The organism is Bacillus sp. FSL L8-0099 (assembly GCF_038006385.1).
Lineage (GTDB): Bacteria > Bacillota > Bacilli > Bacillales > Bacillaceae_G > Bacillus_A > Bacillus_A toyonensis.
Map to the genome: position 1 here is coordinate 1,648,912 of NZ_JBBOVC010000001.1, position 23,326 is coordinate 1,672,237.

19 protein-coding genes are annotated in these 23,326 nt (G+C 35.0%); 14 read left to right on the forward strand and 5 right to left on the reverse strand.

Going from position 1 to position 23,326, the window contains the following annotated elements:
* Positions 1 to 14 precede the first annotated feature (14 nt).
* From exsE to MHH42_RS08695, 4 genes are read right to left on the reverse strand one after another with little or no spacing between them, the layout of a single operon-like run.
* Entirely contained in the window at positions 15 to 971 is a 957-nt protein-coding gene (exsE, locus tag MHH42_RS08680; protein ID WP_079519225.1) for an exosporium protein ExsE, read from the reverse strand.
* Entirely contained in the window at positions 968 to 2,038 is a 1,071-nt protein-coding gene (locus MHH42_RS08685) for a hypothetical protein (protein ID WP_001039102.1), read from the reverse strand. The genes exsE and MHH42_RS08685 overlap by 4 nt, the downstream gene beginning before the upstream one ends.
* The gene (locus MHH42_RS08690; protein WP_000972343.1) at positions 2,031 to 2,474 is read right to left on the reverse strand and encodes a hypothetical protein; all 444 of its coding nucleotides are present in this window, start codon (positions 2,472 to 2,474) and stop codon (positions 2,031 to 2,033) included. Before MHH42_RS08690 ends, MHH42_RS08685 begins: the two co-directional genes overlap by 8 nt.
* Complete coding sequence (locus MHH42_RS08695) at positions 2,471 to 3,016, reverse strand: RNA polymerase sigma factor (RefSeq protein WP_255258374.1); 546 nt, start codon at positions 3,014 to 3,016, stop codon at positions 2,471 to 2,473. Before MHH42_RS08695 ends, MHH42_RS08690 begins: the two co-directional genes overlap by 4 nt.
* A 220-nt stretch (positions 3,017 to 3,236) precedes the next feature.
* Here MHH42_RS08695 and MHH42_RS08700 point away from each other — a divergent pair, with 220 nt between their 5' ends.
* The 6 genes from MHH42_RS08700 (at position 3,237) to MHH42_RS08725 (ending at position 9,672) form a co-directional block, all read left to right on the forward strand.
* Positions 3,237 to 3,875: a response regulator transcription factor gene (locus tag MHH42_RS08700; protein ID WP_000694089.1), complete on the forward strand. Its 639-nt coding sequence runs from the start codon at positions 3,237 to 3,239 to the stop codon at positions 3,873 to 3,875.
* Between the two features lie 4 nt (positions 3,876 to 3,879).
* On the forward strand, positions 3,880 to 4,980 hold the full coding sequence (locus MHH42_RS08705; protein WP_000397635.1) for a sensor histidine kinase: 1,101 nt from the start codon (positions 3,880 to 3,882) through the stop codon (positions 4,978 to 4,980).
* Between the two features lie 137 nt (positions 4,981 to 5,117).
* Positions 5,118 to 6,056 (forward strand): ABC transporter ATP-binding protein, encoded by a 939-nt coding sequence (locus tag MHH42_RS08710; RefSeq protein WP_001093803.1) that lies wholly within the window; start codon positions 5,118 to 5,120, stop codon positions 6,054 to 6,056.
* A 37-nt stretch (positions 6,057 to 6,093) separates the two neighbouring features.
* Positions 6,094 to 7,203 (forward strand): ABC transporter permease, encoded by a 1,110-nt coding sequence (locus tag MHH42_RS08715; protein ID WP_001020185.1) that lies wholly within the window; start codon positions 6,094 to 6,096, stop codon positions 7,201 to 7,203.
* Between the two features lies 1 nt (position 7,204).
* Complete coding sequence (locus MHH42_RS08720) at positions 7,205 to 8,350, forward strand: ABC transporter permease (RefSeq protein ID WP_000651853.1); 1,146 nt, start codon at positions 7,205 to 7,207, stop codon at positions 8,348 to 8,350.
* Positions 8,351 to 8,460: 110 nt separating this feature from the next.
* Positions 8,461 to 9,672 carry a phospholipase D-like domain-containing protein gene (locus MHH42_RS08725; RefSeq protein ID WP_142331888.1) on the forward strand — a complete coding sequence of 404 codons (1,212 nt, stop codon included), beginning with the start codon at positions 8,461 to 8,463 and terminating at the stop codon, positions 9,670 to 9,672.
* A 53-nt stretch (positions 9,673 to 9,725) separates the two neighbouring features.
* Here the strand turns inward: MHH42_RS08725 and pyrH are convergent, their stop codons facing one another.
* Positions 9,726 to 10,466, reverse strand: coding sequence for a UMP kinase (pyrH, locus tag MHH42_RS08730; protein WP_001248057.1), 741 nt, complete (start codon positions 10,464 to 10,466; stop codon positions 9,726 to 9,728).
* Positions 10,467 to 10,842: 376 nt separating this feature from the next.
* On the opposite strand from pyrH, the gene MHH42_RS08735 reads away from it, so the two are divergent.
* From MHH42_RS08735 to MHH42_RS08770, 8 genes are all read left to right on the forward strand, one after another.
* Positions 10,843 to 12,114, forward strand: a complete 1,272-nt coding sequence (locus tag MHH42_RS08735) for a cation:dicarboxylate symporter family transporter (RefSeq protein ID WP_000713298.1) — start codon at positions 10,843 to 10,845, stop codon at positions 12,112 to 12,114.
* Positions 12,115 to 12,138: 24 nt separating this feature from the next.
* Entirely contained in the window at positions 12,139 to 13,578 is a 1,440-nt protein-coding gene (gene aspA / locus MHH42_RS08740) for an aspartate ammonia-lyase (protein ID WP_000224192.1), read from the forward strand.
* Positions 13,579 to 13,652: 74 nt separating this feature from the next.
* Positions 13,653 to 15,365 carry an oxaloacetate-decarboxylating malate dehydrogenase gene (gene malS / locus MHH42_RS08745; RefSeq protein ID WP_002093791.1) on the forward strand — a complete coding sequence of 571 codons (1,713 nt, stop codon included), beginning with the start codon at positions 13,653 to 13,655 and terminating at the stop codon, positions 15,363 to 15,365.
* A gap of 63 nt (positions 15,366 to 15,428) precedes the next feature.
* On the forward strand, positions 15,429 to 16,727 hold the full coding sequence (locus tag MHH42_RS08750) for a sensor histidine kinase (RefSeq protein ID WP_340893169.1): 1,299 nt from the start codon (positions 15,429 to 15,431) through the stop codon (positions 16,725 to 16,727).
* A gap of 2 nt (positions 16,728 to 16,729) precedes the next feature.
* A complete protein-coding gene (locus tag MHH42_RS08755; protein ID WP_033657313.1) occupies positions 16,730 to 17,662 on the forward strand; it encodes a response regulator in 933 nt (310 codons plus the stop codon).
* Between the two features lie 161 nt (positions 17,663 to 17,823).
* Entirely contained in the window at positions 17,824 to 18,294 is a 471-nt protein-coding gene (locus MHH42_RS08760) for a MarR family transcriptional regulator (protein WP_001030884.1), read from the forward strand.
* Positions 18,295 to 18,440: 146 nt separating this feature from the next.
* Entirely contained in the window at positions 18,441 to 19,676 is a 1,236-nt protein-coding gene (locus tag MHH42_RS08765) for an MFS transporter (RefSeq protein ID WP_097861211.1), read from the forward strand.
* Between the two features lie 384 nt (positions 19,677 to 20,060).
* Positions 20,061 to 23,267: a DEAD/DEAH box helicase gene (locus tag MHH42_RS08770; RefSeq protein ID WP_016108145.1), complete on the forward strand. Its 3,207-nt coding sequence runs from the start codon at positions 20,061 to 20,063 to the stop codon at positions 23,265 to 23,267.
* Positions 23,268 to 23,326 lie beyond the last annotated feature (59 nt).

Consider the following 23,326-nt stretch of genomic DNA (forward strand, 5'->3'; position numbering starts at 1 on the left):
GTGGAAGGTTTTTCTTATTTTTCGATAACGTTCATATTCAAATTATAAGCTTTCTCAATATTTAATTTGTACGTTCCATTTCCAGTTTTAATCGAATTTTTATACCAATGTTCTCGGTCGATTAATTCTGGATTTTCTTCTGAAGTATTATTTTCTTTTTTCGTTAAATCTTCAACTTGTTCCCAAGGTGTGTTTCCATGTGTTTCTTTTTGATTTGTTACTGCTGTTAAAGATACATCACTCTCTTTTGCAAGATGGACAGACACTCTTGAGCTTTCTTGTACAAACCAATTATTTTGTAATTGACCTGGATAAAGAGATAGTTCGTTATTTGAAGCACGGATTTCCACATTTTTATTTTGCGGAAGAACAAGCGTTGGTTTCACCTGTGGTGCCGAGTTAAATAACGTATGCTGAACAGGTAATGATTTTAATGTGATATGCATCGTTTCTCCAGCCGTTTGAACGGAAAGGAAATCATCTCGTTTTAAATTGAGTTTTTCATTTGCTTTCGTCGTCATTTCATAAGTTCCCAAAAGATGAATTTGATTTGTATTATTTCCCTCTATCGTTAGAGGCTGATGTCCTGCATCTACTACGATTTTTTTGATAGATTCAGGTATATCAAATTGTCCGTCTGGAATATTACTCGTTTGCCTCGTTGTGTTAATAGAATGACGAACTTCTTCTAGTAATCCAGTTGATAATAAACAGTAAAAAGCAATTCCGACACTTCCTAAAACGCCGATAAAGAAAATACTAAAAATATCATATTTAATAAAAGATTGCTCTTTTTTAGAGAATAGAAGGTATAGTAAAACTTCAGCTCCAAGTATGATAAGTAAAACTGGCCACCATGCTGTTAAGGAATCTAATACCTCAGTACCTTTTATAACTGAAAATAGTAAGAAGCAACCTAATGCAATAATAGAAAGCCCCATTGAAAATGTTCCAACGCGCCATGTTCTCATTCTTTCGTACCACCTTTGTTTTCTTTATTTCCAAGTAACAATTTAAAGCCGCCACCAATTAAGAGGAGTGCAACGATAGATGTTTGGAAATAGCGATAATATAGTTCGCTAAGATGAATGTTAAATATAGTTGCGAAGTAATCATTCAAAATAGGAAGGACTGTTTGATCTAATAAATAATAACCACCTAGTGTAATTAACCCAATACCGATCCATCTTTGATGATTGATAAAATAATCAATGATAGGTTCGTCATTTACACGTTCTTTTCCGTATTTTGCAGTTTGCTGTAAAGCGTCAAAAAAGCTATAGAACCAAATGATGGGTACTAAAAATAAAAACGCTGAAAGTCTTAATAAGTCGAGTAAATATATGGAAAGTAAAAAGGCTGCCATAAGCTGAAGACCACGGCGCTGTAAGCCTAAATACATATGTCCTGCTCCAGGAAACATTGCTAAAATGGAAGCGAATGTTTTATTTTTCTTTCCTTGTTCTCGATGCTCTTCAAACTCTTCGAAAATAGTACGGTCATCTAGTTGCTCTCCGCGTTCTTTTTTCTGGAGTTGCTGAACAACATCGAAGAAATTATAAATCCATAAAACAGGTAACGTTACGAGAAAGATAAGGAAACTTTCTTGAGATGTTAAAAGGGCAACGAAAATGATCATACTTCCAATTCCTGTACAAGCTACTAAAAATGTAAGTCCACGTTGCATAAGTCCTAATTGAAAATGACCAAGTCCAGGGATAATTGATAGAAGAATGATATAAAATCGTTCGCTCTCTTTAGAGGACTCTGTAAATTCTCCGGCCGCTTGTTTTTTCGATTGATTAATAATAGTGATAACTAAATCTAATAAATTGATCGCCCATAACACGACTAGTAAAAATAGAGAAAGAAAAGCAATATCACGCTCTCCTAATGCTATTGTGCAAAATGCTGCAAAGATAAATAGAAATACAGCCCCTCCGCTATATAAAATAAATCGTCCAAACTTCTTTAAATATAAATGTCCAAGCCCAGGAATTAGCCCTAATACAAGTGCTAAAAAGGGGTTTTTATTCATGCTTTGAACCTCCGTCCTTTGTTGATGTGTCCACCGATTTGTTTACAATTTGTTGTGAGATAGAAGACTCGTTATGTTTTGAAGATTTCTCGAAATTTGATGTCGCTGTAAAAATATATTGGAATAAACCACTTACCATAAAAATAATTGTAGCCGCAGTCGCAATTATGTAGTGAATAATTGTGCGTTTTAGTGAGTTTGTTTTTATATATTCATTAGACTGTAGTGTTTCAAAATTAATTTGCGTCATAACTTCGTTCGTAAATGAATCATCATTTATCATTGGAAGGTTTTCATGTTGTTCATCAATACTTTCCATATAAAGTGCTAAACAATAATCACATTCAAAAAGATGTTCTTCCATAGATTCACGTTCATTGCTTTCTATAAAATCTAATGTATAATTGCGCCAATCTTCTTTTGAATAATGCATCATAGAAACTCTTCCTCCTTCCAATGTTTTTTAATCCATTTTCTTGCCCGATACAGTTTCATTTCGACTGTTTTCACTTCGATGTTTTCCTGCAAAGCAATTTCTTGATAACTTTTTTCTTCTAAATAATGCGAGAGAACGACATCACGGTAATTTTCAGGAAGTTCTCTTAGTTTTTGAGCAATGAGTAATTTTTGCTCTTTCGTCAATAGTAAAGCTTCAATGTTATGAGAGGATTTTATATTTTCCTCAGTTTCTTTACATAAGGAGAGTTCTTCGTGTTCTCTAGCTTTCTTCCTTTTATAATCAATAGCGTGATTGGTGGCAATACGCGCCATCCACGTTTTTAATCCGCGAAATTGATAATTTGGGAGAGAGGCGTGAATTTTTACGAATACTTCTTGTGTAACATCTTTCGCATCTTCTTCATGTCTTAAAATAGAAAAGATAACTTGAAAAATATAATGACGATACGTTTGTACAAGGATACGAAAAGCATGTTCGCTTCCTTGCTGTGCTTTTTCAATTAATTGTTTTTCCTCAATGGGTCTCTCCCTCCTTTTTGACGCATTCTATTATATAGACGTAAGAAATGATAAGTCACCCTACACATGTTGTAAAAAAAGAATAATATATTTTTAGAAAGGAGGCTATATGAAAAAAGGTGTGAAAAAATGGTAAAAAGGAGTATATAATGAGCAAAGAGGAAATGTTACGCGGAGAAAGGATGTGAATGTTAGTAGGAGGACGTCCATACTAACAAACATGAAAATTAAAATATTAATAGCAGATGATAATTCTTTTATTAGAGAAGGCATGAAAATTATTTTAAATACATACGAAGAGTTTGAAGTGTTAGATACTGTAAATGATGGAAAAGAAGCTGTAGCATATTGTAAGAAACATGAAGTCGATATTGTGCTTTTAGATGTCCGCATGCCAAACATGAACGGGGTAGAGGCGACAAAGTTAATTTGTGAAGAGACGAAAACGAAGCCGCTTATTTTAACGACGTTTGATGATGATGAATATATATTGGACGCAGTAAAAAACGGAGCAAAAGGTTATTTATTAAAAAATAATGATCCGGAACGTATTCGTGATGCGATAAAAGGAGTGTATAACGGTCAAACTGTTATGCAAGATGTAGTACTTGATAAAATTAAATCTAATTTAATGGAAAGTAAAGAGGAAGAATGTAAAATAGATAAGAGTCTTTTTACAGAAAGGGAGCTTAGTATTATCGCATTAATTGCGAAAGGTTTCTCGAATAAAGAAATTTCAAAGCAGCTTTTCATATCAGAGGGAACAATCGCAAATTATATTACATCGGTTTTAGGGAAAACTGGACTAGAACATCGCACACAAATTGCGATTTATTACTTAACAGGGAAAGTAGATTAATGATATGGAATTTTGGTTAATTGTAAGTAAATTAATTGTTTTTATATATATTGTGTTTAGTTACATTTATTTAAATGTCGCGAACTTACCATGGATTATATTTACTTTGCTTTTATATCTTTCTGTAAACGTACTGATTTCTATATTTAAAAAAGATACGTACAAAAACATATTAACTTCTGTGTCAATTGGCGTAGTTATGTTATTTACATGGAAGATTCATCCGCTTTTTATTTTGTTTTTACCATTGAATTTATATGAACTTGTATTTCGATATATAGAGAAGAAATGGCAGCTCTTTATCGTTATGATGATTCCTATTATCTTTACAGATGAAAGTATTCGAATGACATATGGATTAATTGTTGCATTTTCTTTCATTGTATTAACTATGGCAGAACGGTATATATCGCGTGTATTAAAGCTTGAATCACAAAATGATAAGATGCGAAAAGATATGCAGCGGCTGACGAAAAGCTTACATGAAAATAAAGAGTACATAAAGCAATCAGAATACACATTTAAGTTAGAAGAGAGAAACCGGCTATCACAAGAAATTCATGATAAAATTGGCCACTCGATGACGGGTGCACTAATTCAAATGGAAGCAGCAAAGAGGTTAATGGAAATAGATAAAGAAAAATCTGCCGAGTTATTACAAAATGCAATTCACATTTCAAAAGATGGAATTGAAAGTATTCGCATTACATTAAAAAATATGAAGCCACCAACTGAGCAAATTGGTATCCATCGTATGAAATTATTCATAGAGGAATTTGCCGGTAAGCATGATGTAAATATTCCTTTCGTATATAAAGGTAACTTAGATATGATTTCTCCTATTCAGTGGAAAATTATCGGTGAAAATGTTACAGAGGCACTTACAAACGCAATGAAATATGCTGATGCGACAGTCATTTCCATAGATATTCATGTACTTAACAAGATGGTGAAAGTACAAGTGAAGGATAACGGAAAAGGTGCAGCTCTCGTTAAGAAAGGTCTCGGAATTATGGGGATGGAGGAGCGAACGGCATCAGTAAACGGAAAAATTATTGTAGATGGGACAAGTGGTTTTTCAGTAACAATGTTGCTGCCGATATAAAAGAATGGGACGAAGATGAATCATCTCATATGAAAAAAGTGAATAATCTCATGTGAAAAGAATGAACTTCTGCACTGAGCAGGTTCATTTTTTTTGTTTATAATAAATAGCAGAGAAACCGAAATAGGGGTGAAATGATGAATACATTAGAAATTAAAAATTTAACGAAAAAATTTGGTGATTTCATCGCAGTTGATAATATGTCTTTATCTATTAAAGAAGGAGAGATATTTGGATTTTTAGGATCAAATGGTGCTGGTAAAAGTACAACGATAAATATGATTGCTGGGTTGTTAAGAAGTAATGAAGGTGAAATTAGCATATTAGGAAAAAATATAAAGAAGCATAATCGGTTTGCGAAGATGAATATTGGTATCGTTCCGCAAGATATTGCAATTTATGAAGAGTTAAATGCCTATGAAAATGTGAAATTCTTTGCTGGACTTTACGGGTTAAGAGGAGCTGAATTAAAAGCGAGAGTAGAGGAAGCACTTCAATTTGTGGGGCTTAGTGATAAACATAAAAATTACCCGAAAAACTTTTCTGGCGGGATGAAACGAAGACTGAATATCGCTTGTGCGATCGCTCATAGACCGAAGTTAATTATTATGGATGAGCCGACAGTTGGAATTGATCCACAGTCAAGAAACTATATTCTCCAGTCTGTTCGAAAATTAAATGAAATGGGAAGTACCATTATTTACACGAGCCACTACATGGAAGAAGTAGAAGAGATTTGTACGAAAATAGCAATTGTAGATCACGGTAAAGTGATTGCAGAAGGAACGAAAGAACAGTTAAAAGCAATTATTACCGACACGAAAGATATTTGGATTGAAGTAAAGTCGGTAGAAAAATTAGATGTAGAGCAGTTAAAAGAGATAAACGGTGTGAAAGCTGTTCAAATTGAAGAGAACGTAATTAAAGTAAACTCGGATGCAGGATTAAACAATTTAAATAAAATTATTCAGCATTTCATTAATCATGACATTGAAATCCGTTCGTTAGAGGAACAGGCTCCAAACTTAGAAACAGTATTCCTTACGTTGACTGGAAGAAACTTACGAGATAAATAAAAGGTAAATGAAGAAAAGGTAAAGGGAGGTTCATCAATTGAACATCTTCAATATTGCAGTTATGCATATTAAAAGAGATTTCAGGGACGTAAGAACTTTAGTTTTTATGTTAGCATTTCCTATTGTGCTTATGCTTGTGCTAGGGACAGCGTTAACGAATGCATTTAATAGTGATAGTCAATCGATTAAGGATATACAAGTGCTATATAAAGATGAAGCGAGTAGCACATTTTCTCAATCGTTTGAAGCATTTACGAAAGAAGTCGATAAATCGGGTATTCATTTTAAAAAAGCTTCTGAAGGTATAGATGGGAAAGAGGCAGTGAAGCAAAATAAATATGCTGCTTATGTAGAATTAAATAAAGATGGTGCAAAGTTTTACGGAAGTGACAAAAGTAGTATTGAGGGAAGTATTGTGGAAGGTATGCTTACAACATTTGTTGATAAGTACAATGTAGCAACCGAAGTGGCAAAAGTAGATCCTAGTAAGGTGAGCGCAGTTATTTCAAATGGGAATCATAATGATTATATAAAAGAAACATCTTTACAAGCTGCGAAAAAGCCAGGTTCTATGGATTACTATGCGGTTGTAATGACGACGATGATCGCACTATATGCTGGGATGGGAGCGAGTTCTTTAATTCGAGGAGAACGAATACGTAAAACAGGAGATCGTCTCATTGCTGCGCCTATAAGTAAGGCTGAAATATTCATTGGAAAAGTACTTGGTAGCCTAGTAGCAAACGCCCTTTGCGTATTACTTGTCATGTTATTTAGCAAATTTGTATTTCAAGCGAATTGGGGCGACCATCTTGGAATTATATTTATTATTTTGTTAACACAAGTCTTTCTAGCAATTAGCTTCGGTTTAGGGATCGGGTATATTACGAAAACAGCTGAATCATCGAGAGCAATTATTCTTGTTGTTATACAGTTAGCTTCTATTTTTGGTGGTGCATACTTCGTAGTAGAAGAAAATTTCGTTACGAACTTATCACCATTAACGTGGGCAAACACAGCTGTCATGAAAATTATTTATGCAAACGATGTAGGAGCGGCACTGCCGGTAATATGTTTAAATCTTGGGATTTCAGCACTCTTTTTATTAATTGCAATTATTGCATTACGTAGACGGGAGGGGCTATAGTATGAAAGATATTTTATGGCTCATACAAAAAACACTATCTGTCCTTTTGAAAAATAAAAAAGGATTATTCATTATTATTAGTTTGCCGATAATCGGAACGCTCATCTCTTTTTCGATATACGGAAATGCGGGGCAAGGTACGTTAAATATCGGGATTGTAAATAAAGAAAATGAGCCGATAGCAAATGATACGATAAAGTTTTTAGAAGGATTAAATCATGTGAAAGTGAGTAAGGTTAAGGAGTCGGAAGTAGAAGATAAACTCACTTCCAAAAAACTTGATGGAGTTATTACATTACATTCTGGTTTTTCAAAAAGTGTTCGAGAAGGGAAACCTAATCATATCGAGATTGCATCGATTAAAGGTGATCAAGTAACAGCATTTATAAAATCATATTTATATAACTATATTGATAATGTAGCAGCTATTAGTAAAGTAGCAGGAACAGATCAAAGTACATTTGATAGTATGTACGCAGGGTATCAAAAAAGTTCATTTAAAATGAAAACTGAGACGCTAGAAGATACTTCGAAAAATAAAGATATGACAAACCAAACGATGGGTTACCTTATTATGTTTATGCTGTTTTCAGCAGTGAACTTATCAGGATTTATTTTAAAAGAAAAAGAGAATAGAACGTACTTTAGATTATTATCAACACCAATTGATGGAAAGAAATTTATATTGTCCAACGTCGCGGTAAATATGATGATACTAACATTGCAAATTGTCATTGCAGTATTATTTATGACGAATGTTTTTCATACAAATATTAATATGCCTTTCATAGTAATGATTGGTGTGCTTATGATATTCGCTTTAATTGCAATTGGTTTATCATTAGTTATTGTGTCTTTTTCAAAAAGTTCGGCTGCTTCAAATGCAATGCAAAATCTAGTGATAGTACCAACATGTTTGCTTGCTGGATGTTATTTTCCATATGACATTATGCCAAAAGCGGTACAAAAAGTAGCTGATTTCCTACCGCAGCGCTGGTTACTAGATACGATAGCAAAACTACAGCAAGGTATTCCATTCTCTGAGTTGTATTTGAATATTTTAATCTTATTCGCCTTTGCAATAGCATTTTTCTTAATTGCAATTTATAAGTTTGGAAGAAATAATGATGCGAGGAATTTTGTTTAATGTGAAATGGGTGTGACGTTAAGTCGCATCCTTTTTTGTATGAAGCATGAAATCTAAACTTGAATGACAAAATAGAAGGGTGGAAAGAAAATGATCGGAAGGAAATCAAAATGATTAAAAAAATATTACGAGTTACTTCTATTATTATTGCTATTTTCGTTTTTATTTTAATTTGGATGCATATCGATGTTACCCTAGGTAGGAAAATGGAAGCTGGGAAAAACATGCCGACAGAGTATACACCTCATTATAGTGACTTTCAATTATATGTAGAAGGGAAGTCATTATATGAGCAGCTATTTGAAGATATTAAAAAAGCGAAAAGCTCCATCTACACTTATTTTTTCATTTTGTCGGATGATAAAAGTAGTCATATTTTTTTAAACTTATTAAAAGAGAAGGCGAAAGAAGGAGTAAACGTCTATTTATCGGTTGATCGCATTAATGATTTATCATTTGAAAGAAAGATGAAAAATGAATTGCAGGAAAGTGGTGTGCATTTTACATATAGTAGAAAACCTGAATTACCATTCGGGTTTTATTCTCTTCATCATCGTAATCATCGCCGTATTACGACGATTGATGGGGAGATTGGCTATACAGGCGGATTTAATATAGGAGATGAGTACTTAGGGAAAGATAAGCGATTTGGATATTGGCGTGATTATCATGTACGGCTTAAAGGAGAAGGAGCAAAAGATTTAGAACAGCAATTCGCTTTAGATTGGAAACGAGATACGAAAGAAGATATAAAGAGGAGTACGAATAAAGCTAGTAAAGGGAATACATTACATACTATGACTAGTTACAATGGGCATTACGTTGCTGAAAAATATATAGAGCTCATAAAACAAGCTCAACACTCCATTGTAATTGCAACGCCGTATTTTATAGCAAAAAATAAAGAATCCATGAATGCTTTAATCGCAGCACAAAAGCGTGGTGTTACAGTAAAAATACTTTGGTCATATAAACCAGATCTACCTCTTATAAAAGAAGTGGCGTATCCATACATACGTCAAGCTGTTAATAATGGGATTACTGTATATGGGTATAAAAAAGGAATGTTTCATGGGAAGTTAATGTTAATTGATAATGAATTAACTGTTATCGGTACAACGAACTTTACTGCACGTAGCTTCTATATTAATGATGAGATGAATTTGTATATTCATGGTGGATCTATCGTCTCAGAAGTGAATGAGGCGTTAACGCAAGATTTTCATGATTCGAAAGAAATGACGAAAGAATTTTTTGAGAAGTTATCATTTTGGGAGCGTTGTAAGGAGAAGTTGGGGGGATTGGCTGATTTTTATTTATAAAGGTTAATGAAAAGGGTGTCTTTAATAGACACCCTTTTCATGAGAAATAACTATTATTCATGCACAAGCATCGAAACATCATCATTAATCAACGTCCCCACATGTTCCCCTAAACATATTTTCTTCATCACCCCAGGCTCATCGAAGTTAAAGACATGTGCTGGTAAATTGTAGTCCCGAGCAAGCAATAAAGCGGCTTGGTCCATGACTTGTATGTTTTGTCTAACAACATCGTTATAGTTCAGCTTTCGATACATTTTCGCTGATTTGTTATGTTTTGGGTCACTTGTAAAGACACCGTCTACTCCTTGTTTTGCGACTAATATGGCGTCACTATTCATTTCGATTGCTCTCTGTACACTTGGGTAATCTGTCGTAACGAAAGGTTGCCCGTTACCGCCTCCAAAAATAACGACATAACCGTTATCTAAATGATGGACTGCACGCAAGCGAATATATGGTTCAGCTACTGCGTTAAAAGGGATGGAAGTCATAACGCGTACTTCTTTATTTGTTTTACTAGTTAAAACACCGCGGAGCATTAAGCTATTAATGATCGTACCTAACGTACCGATATTATCAGCTTCTACACGATCAATTCCCCATTCTTCAGCTAGATGACCTCTGAAAATGTTACCGCCACCGATAACGATGGATACTTCGATACCTAAATCAACAATGGATAAAATTTCGTTTGCGATATGTTCTAATCGTTTGGAGTTAAAGCTATTTCCAGTTTGATCGGCAAGAGCGCCGCCGCTTAGTTTTATTAAAACTCTTTTATATGGCCTCATAACAATTCCCCCTATATAGATCGCAATAAAAAAGGAACAAAGGCGAATGCCTTTGTTCCTTTTTAAGAAAATGAAAAAGAAAAGAAGAAGATAGGACGAATTGCTTTGTGTAGTTTTTCATACTATCCACTCCTTTTCATTTCGATTTGTTTTAAGTATATATCTTTTTGATTATACGAAATAATCTGATTACTTATCAAGTATATTTTATCGTTTTTTAACAAAATGGTGTCAATGAAAAATAGAAGAAAAATATTTGAATTTTTTGTGACAAACTTGTAGGTTTTTGTATGATTTTGTAGGTTCGCTTATATGATGTGTGAGTAGCTTTTATAAATTCAAATTGAAAGCGTTCGCATGAAGGGGATGAACATAAATGAAAAAATTCGGATTGGCAACACAAATTTTTGTCGCGCTTGTTTTAGGGATTGTAGTAGGGGCAGTCTTTTATGGCAATAAAACGGCGATTTCTTATATCACACCAATTGGGGATATATTTATTCATTTAATTAAGATGATTGTAGTACCAATTGTTATTTCAGCATTAATTGTTGCGGTAGCTGGCGTGGGAGATATGAAAAAGCTTGGGAAACTGGGCGGTAAGACAATTCTTTATTTCGAAATTATTACGACGATTGCTATTTTAATGGGATTACTTGCAGCGAATATATTCCAACCAGGTACTGGCGTTGATATGAGCAATTTACAGCAAAGTGATATTTCTTCTTATAAACAAACTGCAGATGCAACAGAGAAGAAAGGATTTGCTGAAACGATTGTTCATATTGTACCGAAAAACGTATTTGAATCTATCTCACAAGGTGACTTATTACCGATTATATTCTTCTCCGTGTTATTTGGTTTAGGAGTTGCAGCAATTGGAGAAAAAGGAAAGCCTGTCTTTAACTTTTTTGAAGGTGTACTCGAAGCAATGTTTTGGGTTACAAATCAAGTTATGAAGTTTGCACCATTCGGTGTATTCGCATTAATTGCTGTTACGGTTGCAAAATTTGGTGTAGCAACACTACTTCCGTTAGGAAAACTAGTGCTAGCTGTATACGTAACTGTTATACTATTCGTTGTGATTGTATTAGGTATTAATGCACGAATGGTTGGCGTAAACATTTTTACATTAATAAAAATTTTAAAAGAAGAACTTATTCTTTCATTTACGACAGCAAGTTCAGAAGCTGTTTTACCTAATATAATGAGAAAAATGGAAGAGTTCGGTTGTCCAAAGGCAGTTGCCTCTTTCGTAATTCCGACAGGTTATACATTTAACTTGACTGGATCGGCTATTTATCAAGCGTTAGCGGCATTGTTTGTTGCACAAATGTATGGTGTACACATGTCACTGACGGAGCAAATAACGTTATTATTCGTTCTCATGTTAACATCCAAAGGTATGGCGGGAGTTCCAGGTGCATCGTTCGTTGTTGTATTAGCAACGTTAGGTTCAATGGGGTTACCACTAGAAGGTATCGCGTTAATTGCGGGAATTGACCGCATTTTAGATATGATTCGCTCATCTGTCAATGTATTAGGAAATGCATTAGCGGCCATTGTTATGTCGAAGTGGGAAGGCGAATTCGATAATGAGAAAGCAAAACAATATGTAGAAACAGTCAAAGAAACAAAAGCAGCATAAGAAATCGTTAAGGAGTGAATAATCATGGCAACATTAACTGAAGTTAAAAATGGTGTGCGAATTGAAAAAGATTTTTTAGGTGAAAAAGAAGTACCAAATTATGCATACTACGGCGTACAAACAATGCGTGCAGTAGAAAACTTCCCAATTACAGGTTACAAAATTCATGAAGGTTTAATTCAAGCATTCGCAGTTGTAAAAAAAGCAGCAGCACTTGCAAATACAGATGTAGGTAGATTGGAATTGAATAAAGGCGGCGCGATCGCAGAAGCTGCTCAAGAAATTCTAGATGGAAAATGGCACGATCATTTCATCGTCGACCCAATTCAGGGCGGTGCGGGTACTTCAATGAACATGAATGCAAATGAAGTCATTGCCAATCGTGCTCTTGAATTATTAGGAATGGAAAAGGGAGACTATCATTATATTAGTCCAAATAGCCATGTAAATATGGCACAATCAACAAACGATGCATTCCCAACGGCGATTCATATCGCGACATTAAATGCATTAGAAGGCTTATTACAAACGATGGGTTATATGCATGATGTATTTGAATTAAAAGCAGAACAATTCGACCATGTTATTAAAATGGGTCGTACGCATTTACAAGATGCTGTACCAATTCGTCTTGGACAAGAGTTTAAAGCGTATTCTCGCGTACTAGAACGTGATATGAAACGTATTAAGCAATCACGTCAACATTTATATGAAGTAAATATGGGAGCAACTGCAGTTGGTACAGGCTTAAATGCAGATCCAGAGTATATTGAAGCAGTTGTAAAACATCTTGCTACAATTAGTGAATTACCGCTTGTTGGTGCAGAAGATTTAGTGGACGCGACGCAAAATACTGATGCGTACACAGAAGTATCTGCAGCACTAAAAGTATGTATGATGAATATGTCTAAAATTGCGAATGACCTTCGCTTAATGGCATCAGGTCCACGTGTTGGTTTAGCAGAAATTATGTTACCAGCTCGTCAACCAGGTTCTTCTATTATGCCAGGGAAAGTAAACCCTGTTATGCCAGAAGTTATTAACCAAATTGCGTTCCAAGTTATTGGTAACGATCATACAATTTGTCTTGCTTCAGAAGCAGGACAATTAGAATTAAATGTTATGGAACCAGTACTTGTTTTCAACTTACTTCAATCTATTAGCATTATGAATAATGGTTTCCGTGCCTTTACAGATAATTGCTTAAAAGGAATTGAAGCGAATGAAGATCGTTTAAAAGAGTACGTTGAGAAAAGTGTAGGAATTATTACAGCCGTGAACCCTCATATCGGTTATGAAGCAGCAGCTCGTGTTGCGAAAGAAGCAATTGCAACAGGTCAATCCGTTCGTGAACTTTGTGTAAAAAATGGTGTATTGTCACAAGAAGATTTAGAGTTAATTCTAGATCCATTCGAAATGACACATCCAGGGATTGCAGGAGCAACTCTTTTAAAGAAAAATTAAAAGAAGAGGGGGACAATCCCCTCTTTTTTGTTTACAATATAGAAATGCTATATATGAATAGAGGTAGGGATGTTATGAGTAAGTTTACAGTGGCTTCTAATGGTGCATTAGAAACAACATTAAGAGGAGCAGAAGTATTATCAACACCACTTTTAAATAAAGGGGTAGCTTTCACACAAGAGGAAAGAGAAGAGTTAGGTTTAAAAGGGTTATTACCGCCAGCTGTTTTAACATTAGAAGAACAAGCACGCCGAGCATATGAACAATTTAGTTCTCAGCCGGATGATTTATTAAAAAATGTATACTTAACGGCGTTACATGATCGAAATGAAGTATTATTTTATCGTATATTAACAGATCATTTACGTGAAATGTTACCGATTGTATATACACCAACTGTAGGTGTAGCAATTCAAAGGTATAGTCATGAATACCGTAAACCACGTGGTATTTATTTATCAATTAACGATCCATCAGGTATTGAAGATGCATTTGCCAATATCGGTGCAACAGCTGAAAACATTGATTTAGTCGTTGTAACGGATGGAGAAGGTATATTAGGAATTGGTGATTGGGGTGTTGGTGGAATTAACATCGCAATCGGGAAATTAGCTGTATATACGGCCGCAGTTGGAATCGATCCTAGCCGTGTATTACCGGTAATTTTAGATGTAGGTACAAATCGTGAGGAATTATTAAACAATCCATTTTATATTGGAAATCGTCATCCTCGTATAACAGGTGAAGCGTACGATGAATTTATTGATACGTTTGTTCAAGCGGTAAATAAACAATTCCCGAAGGCGCTTCTACATTGGGAAGACTTCAGTTCTCGAAATGCACGAAAAATTTTAGATAAATATCGTCATGACGTTTGTACATTTAATGATGATATTCAAGGTACAGGGGCAGTTTCACTTGCTGCTGTATTATCGGCAGTAAAAGCTTCTGGTGTACCGCTAAGTGAGCACCGTGTTGTTGTGTTTGGTGCTGGTACGGCTGGAATCGGTATCGCAGATCAAGTAAGAGATGCAATGGTTCGCGTCGGCTTATCAGATGAAGAATCTCATAATCGTTTCTGGTGTATTGACCGTAACGGATTAGTTACAGATAATATGGAAGGTCTTCTTGATTTCCAAATTCCATATGCAAGAAAAGAAGCGGAAGTAAGTGATTGGAAACAAAATGATGTGATCGGGCTTGCTGAAGTTGTGAAACATGTAAAACCGACAATTTTAATTGGAACATCAACAGTTGCGGGCGCATTTAAAGAAGAGATTATTAAAGAAATGGCTTCTCACGTAGAAAGACCAATTATTTTACCAATGTCGAATCCAACACCACTTGCGGAAGCGAAACCAGCAGATTTAATCGAGTGGACAGAAGGAAGAGCGTTAGTTGCAACAGGAAGTCCGTTTGAACCAGTTACATATAACGGTGTAACGTATGTGATTGGACAGTCAAATAACGCACTTATTTTCCCGGGACTAGGTCTTGGTACAATTGTTGTTCGTGCAAGCGTCATGACGGATGGAATGTTCGCAGCAGCAGCTGAAGCAGTTGCAAGTATGGTAGATACAAGTCAGCCAGGAGCACCTATTTTGCCAGAAGTTGAAGAGTTACGTAATATCTCTGAACTAGTTGCAATTGAAGTAGCGAAAGTTGCAGTTGCAGAAGGTGTTGCTAGAGAAAACTTAAGTGATAACGATATTAAGATTGCAGTGAAAGAAGCAATGTGGAAGCCTGAGTATCGTCAAATAAAAGCGGTAGAAAAGGTTAGTATATAGAGAAAAAGCCCGTTTATAATAATAAACGGGCTTTACTTATACATTTTGAAAAATATATAGGAAGTGGCAGCTTTGAATTGGAATCAATTATGGAAGAAAGATATGTATCTTTTAATTATATTAATGGTAGTTGTCCCAATTGCTGGAGAGCTTAATTTTCATCCTTTTAATGATATGTTTCGTGTTAGCTTCGGGACACCGCTTTTCTTCTTTTTATTATTATTTTTAAGAAGAATACCAGCAGCAGCTGCAGGTGTTCTCGTCGGTATATCTGTAGTTTTATTCCGTGTAAGTCTTGACTGGGTATTGCAAGGTTCATTCCATATGACAGAATCATTTTATTTGCGCTATCCTGTGTTCTTTTATTATTTTATTTATGGAAGCCTCTTTTCGTTTTCTAGGGTAAATAAGTTTCATCAGAAGCCAATTATTATTGGGTGCCTTGGAATTTCAATTGAAATTATTGCAAGTATGTCAGAACTTGCGTTTTATCATATGCTCGTACTAGGCACAACGATAACAGTTTCTGAAGTGAATAAACTAATCATTATAGCTATTTTCCGTAGTTTCTTTGCGCTCGGTTTTTTAAATATGATGAATTTATATGAAACGAAATTAAAAGAATCCCAAGTTCGAAAAGAAAATGAAAATATGTTAATGTATCTCTCTAATTTATATGTGGAATCTGTCCATTTGAAAAAAACGTTACAAAATGCTGAGTTAATTACACAGGAAGCATATCAACTATATCGAAACTTACAAGCGAACGATGACTTAAATAGCAAAACAGCTTTAAAAATAGCAGGAGAAGTGCATGAAATAAAAAAGGATAATCAAAGGATTTTTGCAGGGTTATCTAAACTGTTATTAGATAAAAATGTGGCTGAGTATGTAGAAGGACATGAATTAGCGGAAATAATTGTAAGAATAAATGAGAAGTATGCTGAAATGCTAGGAAAAGATATACGTTTTTCTAAACATATAGAAGGTGAGCACGCTGCATATCACGTGTATACAGTTCTATCAATTTTTAATAATTTAGTTGCAAATGCAGTGGAAGCAATTGAGGATAGAGGTCTCATTAGTATAAAGCTATATAAACGAGATAAACATATATTCTTTGAAGTAATTGACGATGGTCCTGGTATTGCACAGAAGTATAAGAAATTAGTATTTAAGCCAGGGTTTACTTCAAAGTATGATCAAACGGGAACACCGTCAACAGGTATTGGACTTTCTTACATAAACGAAATGGTAACAGAGCTAGGTGGAGAAGTGAGATTAGAAGAACGAGAAACTGGTGGCGGGTGTAAGTTTATCGTTTGTTTACCGGAGTGCAGTTTAAAGCGGGAAGGGGAATAATGTTGTTTTATTATATCGTAGATGATGATGAAGTTTTCCGTTCTATGCTTTCGCAAATTATTGAAGATGGAGATCTTGGGGAAGTAATTGGAGAGTCGGAAGACGGAGCTTTTATTGAAGCGGACCAACTGAATTTTAAAAAAGTAGATATTTTGTTTATTGATTTATTAATGCCAATGCGAGACGGAATTGAAACAGTTCGTCATATTGCGTCCGCTTTTACTGGGAAGATCATTATGATTTCTCAAGTTGAATCGAAGCAACTTATAGGTGAGGCGTATACACTTGGAGTAGAATATTATATTACAAAGCCACTGAATAAAATTGAAGTTGTATCTGTTGTACGAAAAGTAATGGAGCGTATTCGTTTGGAGCGTTCTATACATGATATTCAAAAATCATTGAATAACGTTTTTAAGTGGGAACAGCCGCAAGTTCGAAATGAGCCAATACAAGAAGGGAAGAAAATAGCGGATTCAGGGCGCTATTTATTATCAGAACTCGGTATTGCGGGAGAGAACGGAAGCAAAGACTTGCTTAGTATGTTGGAATATTTATATGGGCAGGAAAAGGCACAAACATTTGAATTTGGATTTCCTGCATTAAAAGATATTTTCCATCATATTACAATAAGGAAATTAGGGGATGTAGCTTTAGATACGGATATTGATAAAGAGAAGAAAGCATCTGAGCAAAGGGTAAGAAGGGCGATTTATCAATCGTTAAATCACTTAGCTTCCCTCGGGTTAACAGACTTTTCGAATCCGAAATTTGAAAGCTATGCTCCGAAATTTTTTGATTTTACTATAGTTAGAAAACGGATGACAGAAATGACGAAAGATGAAGTAGCGGCTTCTGGTCATATACGTATTAACACGAAGAAGTTTATTCAAGTGTTGTATTTTGAGGCAAAACGGTTGATGGAGATAGAATGAAAAGAGATAAGTGTTTCAGATTGTAGACAAAGTCTTGTTCAAATGACATTGAGTTTCTTGGTGCTCAACACGCTTTTGACTCTCTTTTTTCATTAGAGTTGGAATAGAAGCAAAAAATAAATATAATATGGTTAATGCACCAACGGGGAGGAGGACAGGGCATGAATAAAGAAGAAAAGATCATAGTGGGTTTCAGGGACTTATATAATAAGATTGTTTGGCTTAATAAGGATAAGATGGAAGACAGTCTTAAGGGGTATAATTCTTCTGAAGTACATTGTATCGAATACATTGAAAAAAATGTAGATTCTAACGTGACAAAACTTGCGGAGTCCTTTTATATGACTCGCGGTGCCATAAGTAGAATAACAAAAAAACTTATAAAAAAAGGCCTTATCGAAAGTTATCAGAAGTCGGATAATAAGAAAGAAATCTATTTTAGGCTTACTGAACAAGGGAAAGTAATTTATAAAATACATGAGGATCTGCACAAAGAGTTTGAAGAACGGGATAAAGTTGTGTTTGATCAAGTAACCGAGGAAGAATTTGATAGTATACTTAGCTTTGTGGAAAAGTATAGTAGACATTTAGATACAGAAATAAAGAAACAAGGTGTACATATTAAGTCGTAATCTATTTAAAAAATAAAAATGAAACGAAAGGCAGTCCAAGGATGGATTGCCTTTTTTATTGTTGTAATTTTGTTGACAGGGAAACAAAATGGAGTTATTGTTTTGTTGATAAGGAAACAAAAATAACTGTTGGGGTGAGAATGTAAATGTCCAAATTCAGATCACATAATGAACATAATACGGAAAGAGTCATAGATAAACACGCCTTACTATTCGGTCTTATCTCTGTGTTTCTTTGTGGAATAGGATTCAGCATTATAATACCTGTCGTTCCATTTTTAGTGCAGCCGTATACAAGTAATTCGGCAGAACAAGCGGTCTTCGTTACGCTATTAACTTCTGTTTATGCAGTCTGCGTATTTTTTGCGGCTCCCGCACTTGGAGCTTTGAGTGATAAATATGGTCGTCGTCCATTACTTTTAGTATGCCTTTTCGGTTCCGCAATCGGGTACTTAGTTTTTGGCATAGGAGGAGCTCTATGGATACTATTTGCTGGGCGCATAATAGAAGGTATAACAGGAGGGAGCATAAGCACTATCTTCGCATATTTTGCAGATATTATTCCTCCAGAACAAAGAACGAAATACTTCGGATGGGTAAGTGCGGTTGTAGGAGTAGGCACTGTTATTGGACCAACTATAGGTGGATATCTTGCCAAGTTTGGTTATTCTGTACCTATGTATTTTGGAGCAATCATAACTTTATTAAATGTTGTTTATGGAATCTTATATATGCCTGAGAGCCTTGACAAAAATAATAGATTGAAAGAGATTACCTTTGTAAGATTGAATCCATTTACACAACTTGCAAATATACTTTCCATGAAAAATTTAAAATGGCTACTTGTCTCAGCATTCTTACTTTGGATACCAAATGGATCTTTACAGGCAATTTTTTCACAATTTACAATGGATACTTTTAGTTGGAAGCCTGCGTTAATCGGACTTATGTTTTCAATTATGGGATTCCAAGATATCATTTCACAAAGTTTTATAATGCCAAAACTTTTGACAAAACTTACTGATAAACAGATAGCAATTCTCGGAATGGTTTCGGAGATTATAGGTTATAGTCTTATTGCAGCATCAGCTTTGTTCTCATTTTATCCGTTTCTTATCGCTGGAATGTTTATATTTGGTTTTGGTGATTCCATCTTTGGACCTTCATTCAATGGGATGCTCTCGAAGTCTGTCGATTCTAGTGAACAAGGAAGGATTCAAGGAGGTAGTCAATCTATTCAGGCTTTAGCAAGAATGATTGGGCCGATCATTGGAGGTCAAATTTATGTTTCACTTGGGCATGCCGCACCTGCTTGTATGGGGATCATCCTTATACTAGCCGCAATAACAGTCTTATATAAGGGCACGCATGAAAATATGTAAATTACCTACTTTATCCTCTTATTATAGAGAGTAAGCCCCCATGCATCAAAATATGCACATCCATCTCAATGGTGTGTGTGAAAAACTTTTATTACTCTTTTTCATAAAATCATATCTTTTAAATTATTGATGCGATGGCCAGTAAAACTTTTACATGAAAAATGTAGAAGATATTTAAATACTATGCTGGAACCTTTCAGAATCGCCTGTATAATAGGCGGTTTTAAGAGTTTAGGGACAAGTACTGAAACTCTATTTGCTTACAGTCTGAGGCGTTTATAAATAAGTATCTTTTTTGTTAAACCAACATTTTATATTTTCTCGTGAAGCATGTAAAATGTTAAGTAAGAGAAAATGGTTTTACAGTAAGGAAGTGTCAAAGCAATGAGTTTTACGTTAAATAAATCGATTATTAAAGAAGTGTGCGGAGAGACCTCATATAAAAGAGGCGAAGCTTATTATAAATCAAATAAAGTAATAATAAATCATTATGATGAAAATAAAGAAATTTGCGAGGCGACAGTAAAAGGAAACGAAGATTTTCATGTTACAGTCGAAAAAATTAAAAAGGGTGATGTTGTTGCGAAATGTAGTTGTCCGTCATTAGCGTCTTTTCAAACGTACTGTCAACATGTTGCAGCAGTATTGATACAAATAAATTATAATCAGCAAACGGGTGGAATGCGCCCAGCTAGTAGTGAACACATGAGCGGGAATGATCAATTAACAAGTGGGATGTTTCAGTTGTTTGCAGACAAGCCACTGAGACCGAAAAGTAAACAACATCGTTTTGATACACGTGAAATACTTCATGTTGAATTTATTTGTACACCAGTAGTTACGAAACAAGGTGGAGCGCTTCTAGGAATGCAGCTGAAACTTGCCAAAACGTATTTCGTAAATCAGATTAGAGAATTTCTTTTTAAGGTGGAGAGAAGAGAACTTTTTAATTGTTCCAATGAGTTTACATATACACCAGATGTACATAGCTTTAAACAAGATACAGATGCGATTATTCAGCAACTTATTAAAATTCATCATAATGAAAAAATGTATGAGGATACGCTAGAAGTACATGCAAAACAAGATGATAGCATGATTTTAATACCGCCAGCGTCTTGGGGGGATATGCTTTCTTTACTTTCTAAAGTTGAGTGTGTGAGACTGAATCAAAATGGACAATCTTTTCATGGTTTACAAATTTCAAAAGGACTCCTTCCATTACATTTTGAGTTTAATAAAGGGAGTAACAGTGGGTTTACGCTTTATATTGATGGCTTACAACGAGTTGAGGTAATGGATACGTATAGTTATGCTCTATTTGGAGGGAAACTGTATCAGTTGAACGCTGAGGATTGCAAGCGGCTTATCGAATTACAAAAAATGATGAATCGCTCTAGTAGTAACCAATTATACATTCCGGCAGATAAGATGGAATATTTTGTAGCAAAAGTTGTACCAGGTTTAATGAAGCTAGGAACTGTACGAATAGATGAGGTAGTATCAGATCGTGTTGAAACACCCGTATTAAAAGCGAAATTATATTTAGATAGAGTGAAAAATCGCTTGTTAGCAGGTCTTGAATTTCACTATGGAAACGTCATAATTAATCCGTTAGAAGAGGATGGACAGCCGTCTGTTTTTAATCGTGATGAGAAAAAGGAAAAAGAGATTTTAGATATTATGAGTGAAAGTGCCTTTGCGAAAACGGAAGGCGGTTACTTTATGCATAATGAAGAAGCTGAGTACAATTTTTTATATCACGTCGTTCCAACATTAAAAGGTTTACTTGATATTTATGCGACGACAGCAATCAAATTACGAATTCATAAAGGAGATACAGCTCCTCTTATTAGAGTTAGACGAAAAGAGAGGATAGACTGGTTGTCATTTCGTTTTGATATAAAAGGAATACCGGAGGCGGAAATTAAAGGAGTATTAGTAGCTCTTGAAGAGAAACGGAAATATTACCGATTAGCGAACGGTTCTTTATTATCACTGGAGAGTAAAGAGTTTAATGAAATTAATCAATTTGTAAAAGAAACGGGTATTCGGAAAGAATTTTTACATGGGGAAGAAGTGAATGTTCCGCTTATCCGGAGTGTAAAATGGATGAACGGACTTCACGAAGGTAATGTTTTAAGTTTGGATGATTCTGTTCAAGAGCTAGTAGAAAATATTCAAAACCCGAAAAAATTGAAATTTGCTGTGCCAAATACTTTACATGCAGAAATGCGAGAGTATCAAGTGTATGGATTCGAGTGGATGAAAACACTCGCCTATTACCGTTTTGGAGGCATTTTAGCAGACGATATGGGACTCGGGAAAACACTGCAAAGCATTGCTTTTATAGACTCTGTTTTGCCTGAAATTCGAGAGAAAAACATGCCTATATTAGTAGTCTCTCCGTCGTCCCTCGTCTATAATTGGCTGAGTGAATTGAAAAAATTCGCCCCGCATATTAGAGCAGTTATTGCAGATGGAAATCAAATAGAGCGCCGGAAAATTTTAAAAGATATAGCAGAATTTGATGTCATAATTACGTCATATCCATTGCTGAGAAGAGATATAAGGTTGTATGAAAGGCCGTTTCATACACTATTTCTTGATGAAGCACAAGCGTTTAAAAACCCTACAACGCAAACTGCAAAAGCGGTGAAAACGATTCAAGCGGAGTATCGTTTCGGATTAACAGGAACACCTGTAGAAAATTCGTTAGAAGAGCTATGGTCTATCTTCCATGTCGTCTTCCCAGAATTATTACCAGGAAGAAAAGAGTTCGGTGATTTAAGGCGTGAGGATATAGCGAAGCGAGTGAAACCATTCGTATTAAGACGATTAAAAGAGGACGTATTAAATGAGTTGCCAGATAAAATAGAGCATTTACAGTCATCGGAGTTATTACCAGACCAAAAGAGATTGTATGCAGCTTATTTAGCGAAATTAAGGGAAGAAACGTTAAAACATTTAGACAAAGATACGTTACGTAAAAATAAAATTAGAATATTAGCTGGTTTAACGAGATTACGACAAATTTGTAATCATCCTGCTTTATTCGTTGATGATTACAAAGGCAGTTCAGCTAAATTTGAACAACTGTTAGAGATTTTAGAAGAATGTAGAAGTACTGGGAAGAGAATTTTGATCTTTTCTCAATTTACGAAGATGCTTTCCATTATTGGTCGTGAGTTAAATAGTCAAGCGATTCCATACTTTTATTTAGACGGGAGTACACCAGCGCAGGAACGTGTAGAGCTATGCAATCGGTTTAACGAAGGTGAAGGCGATTTGTTTCTTATTTCTTTAAAAGCTGGTGGTACGGGTCTTAACTTAACTGGTGCAGATACAGTGATATTATATGATTTATGGTGGAATCCAGCTGTTGAACAACAAGCAGCAGATAGAGCATATAGAATGGGACAAAAAAATACGGTGCAAGTTATTAAGTTAGTAGCCCACGGAACAATTGAAGAGAAAATGCATGAACTACAAGAAACGAAGAAAAATTTAATTGCTGAAGTAATTGAGCCAGGAGAAGGGAAATTATCCTCCATAACTGAGGAAGAAATTCGAGAAATTCTTATGATTTAAAATAAAAAAAGCTATGCTTTCAAATTTATGAGAGCATAGTTTTTTTGTTTTAATAATTA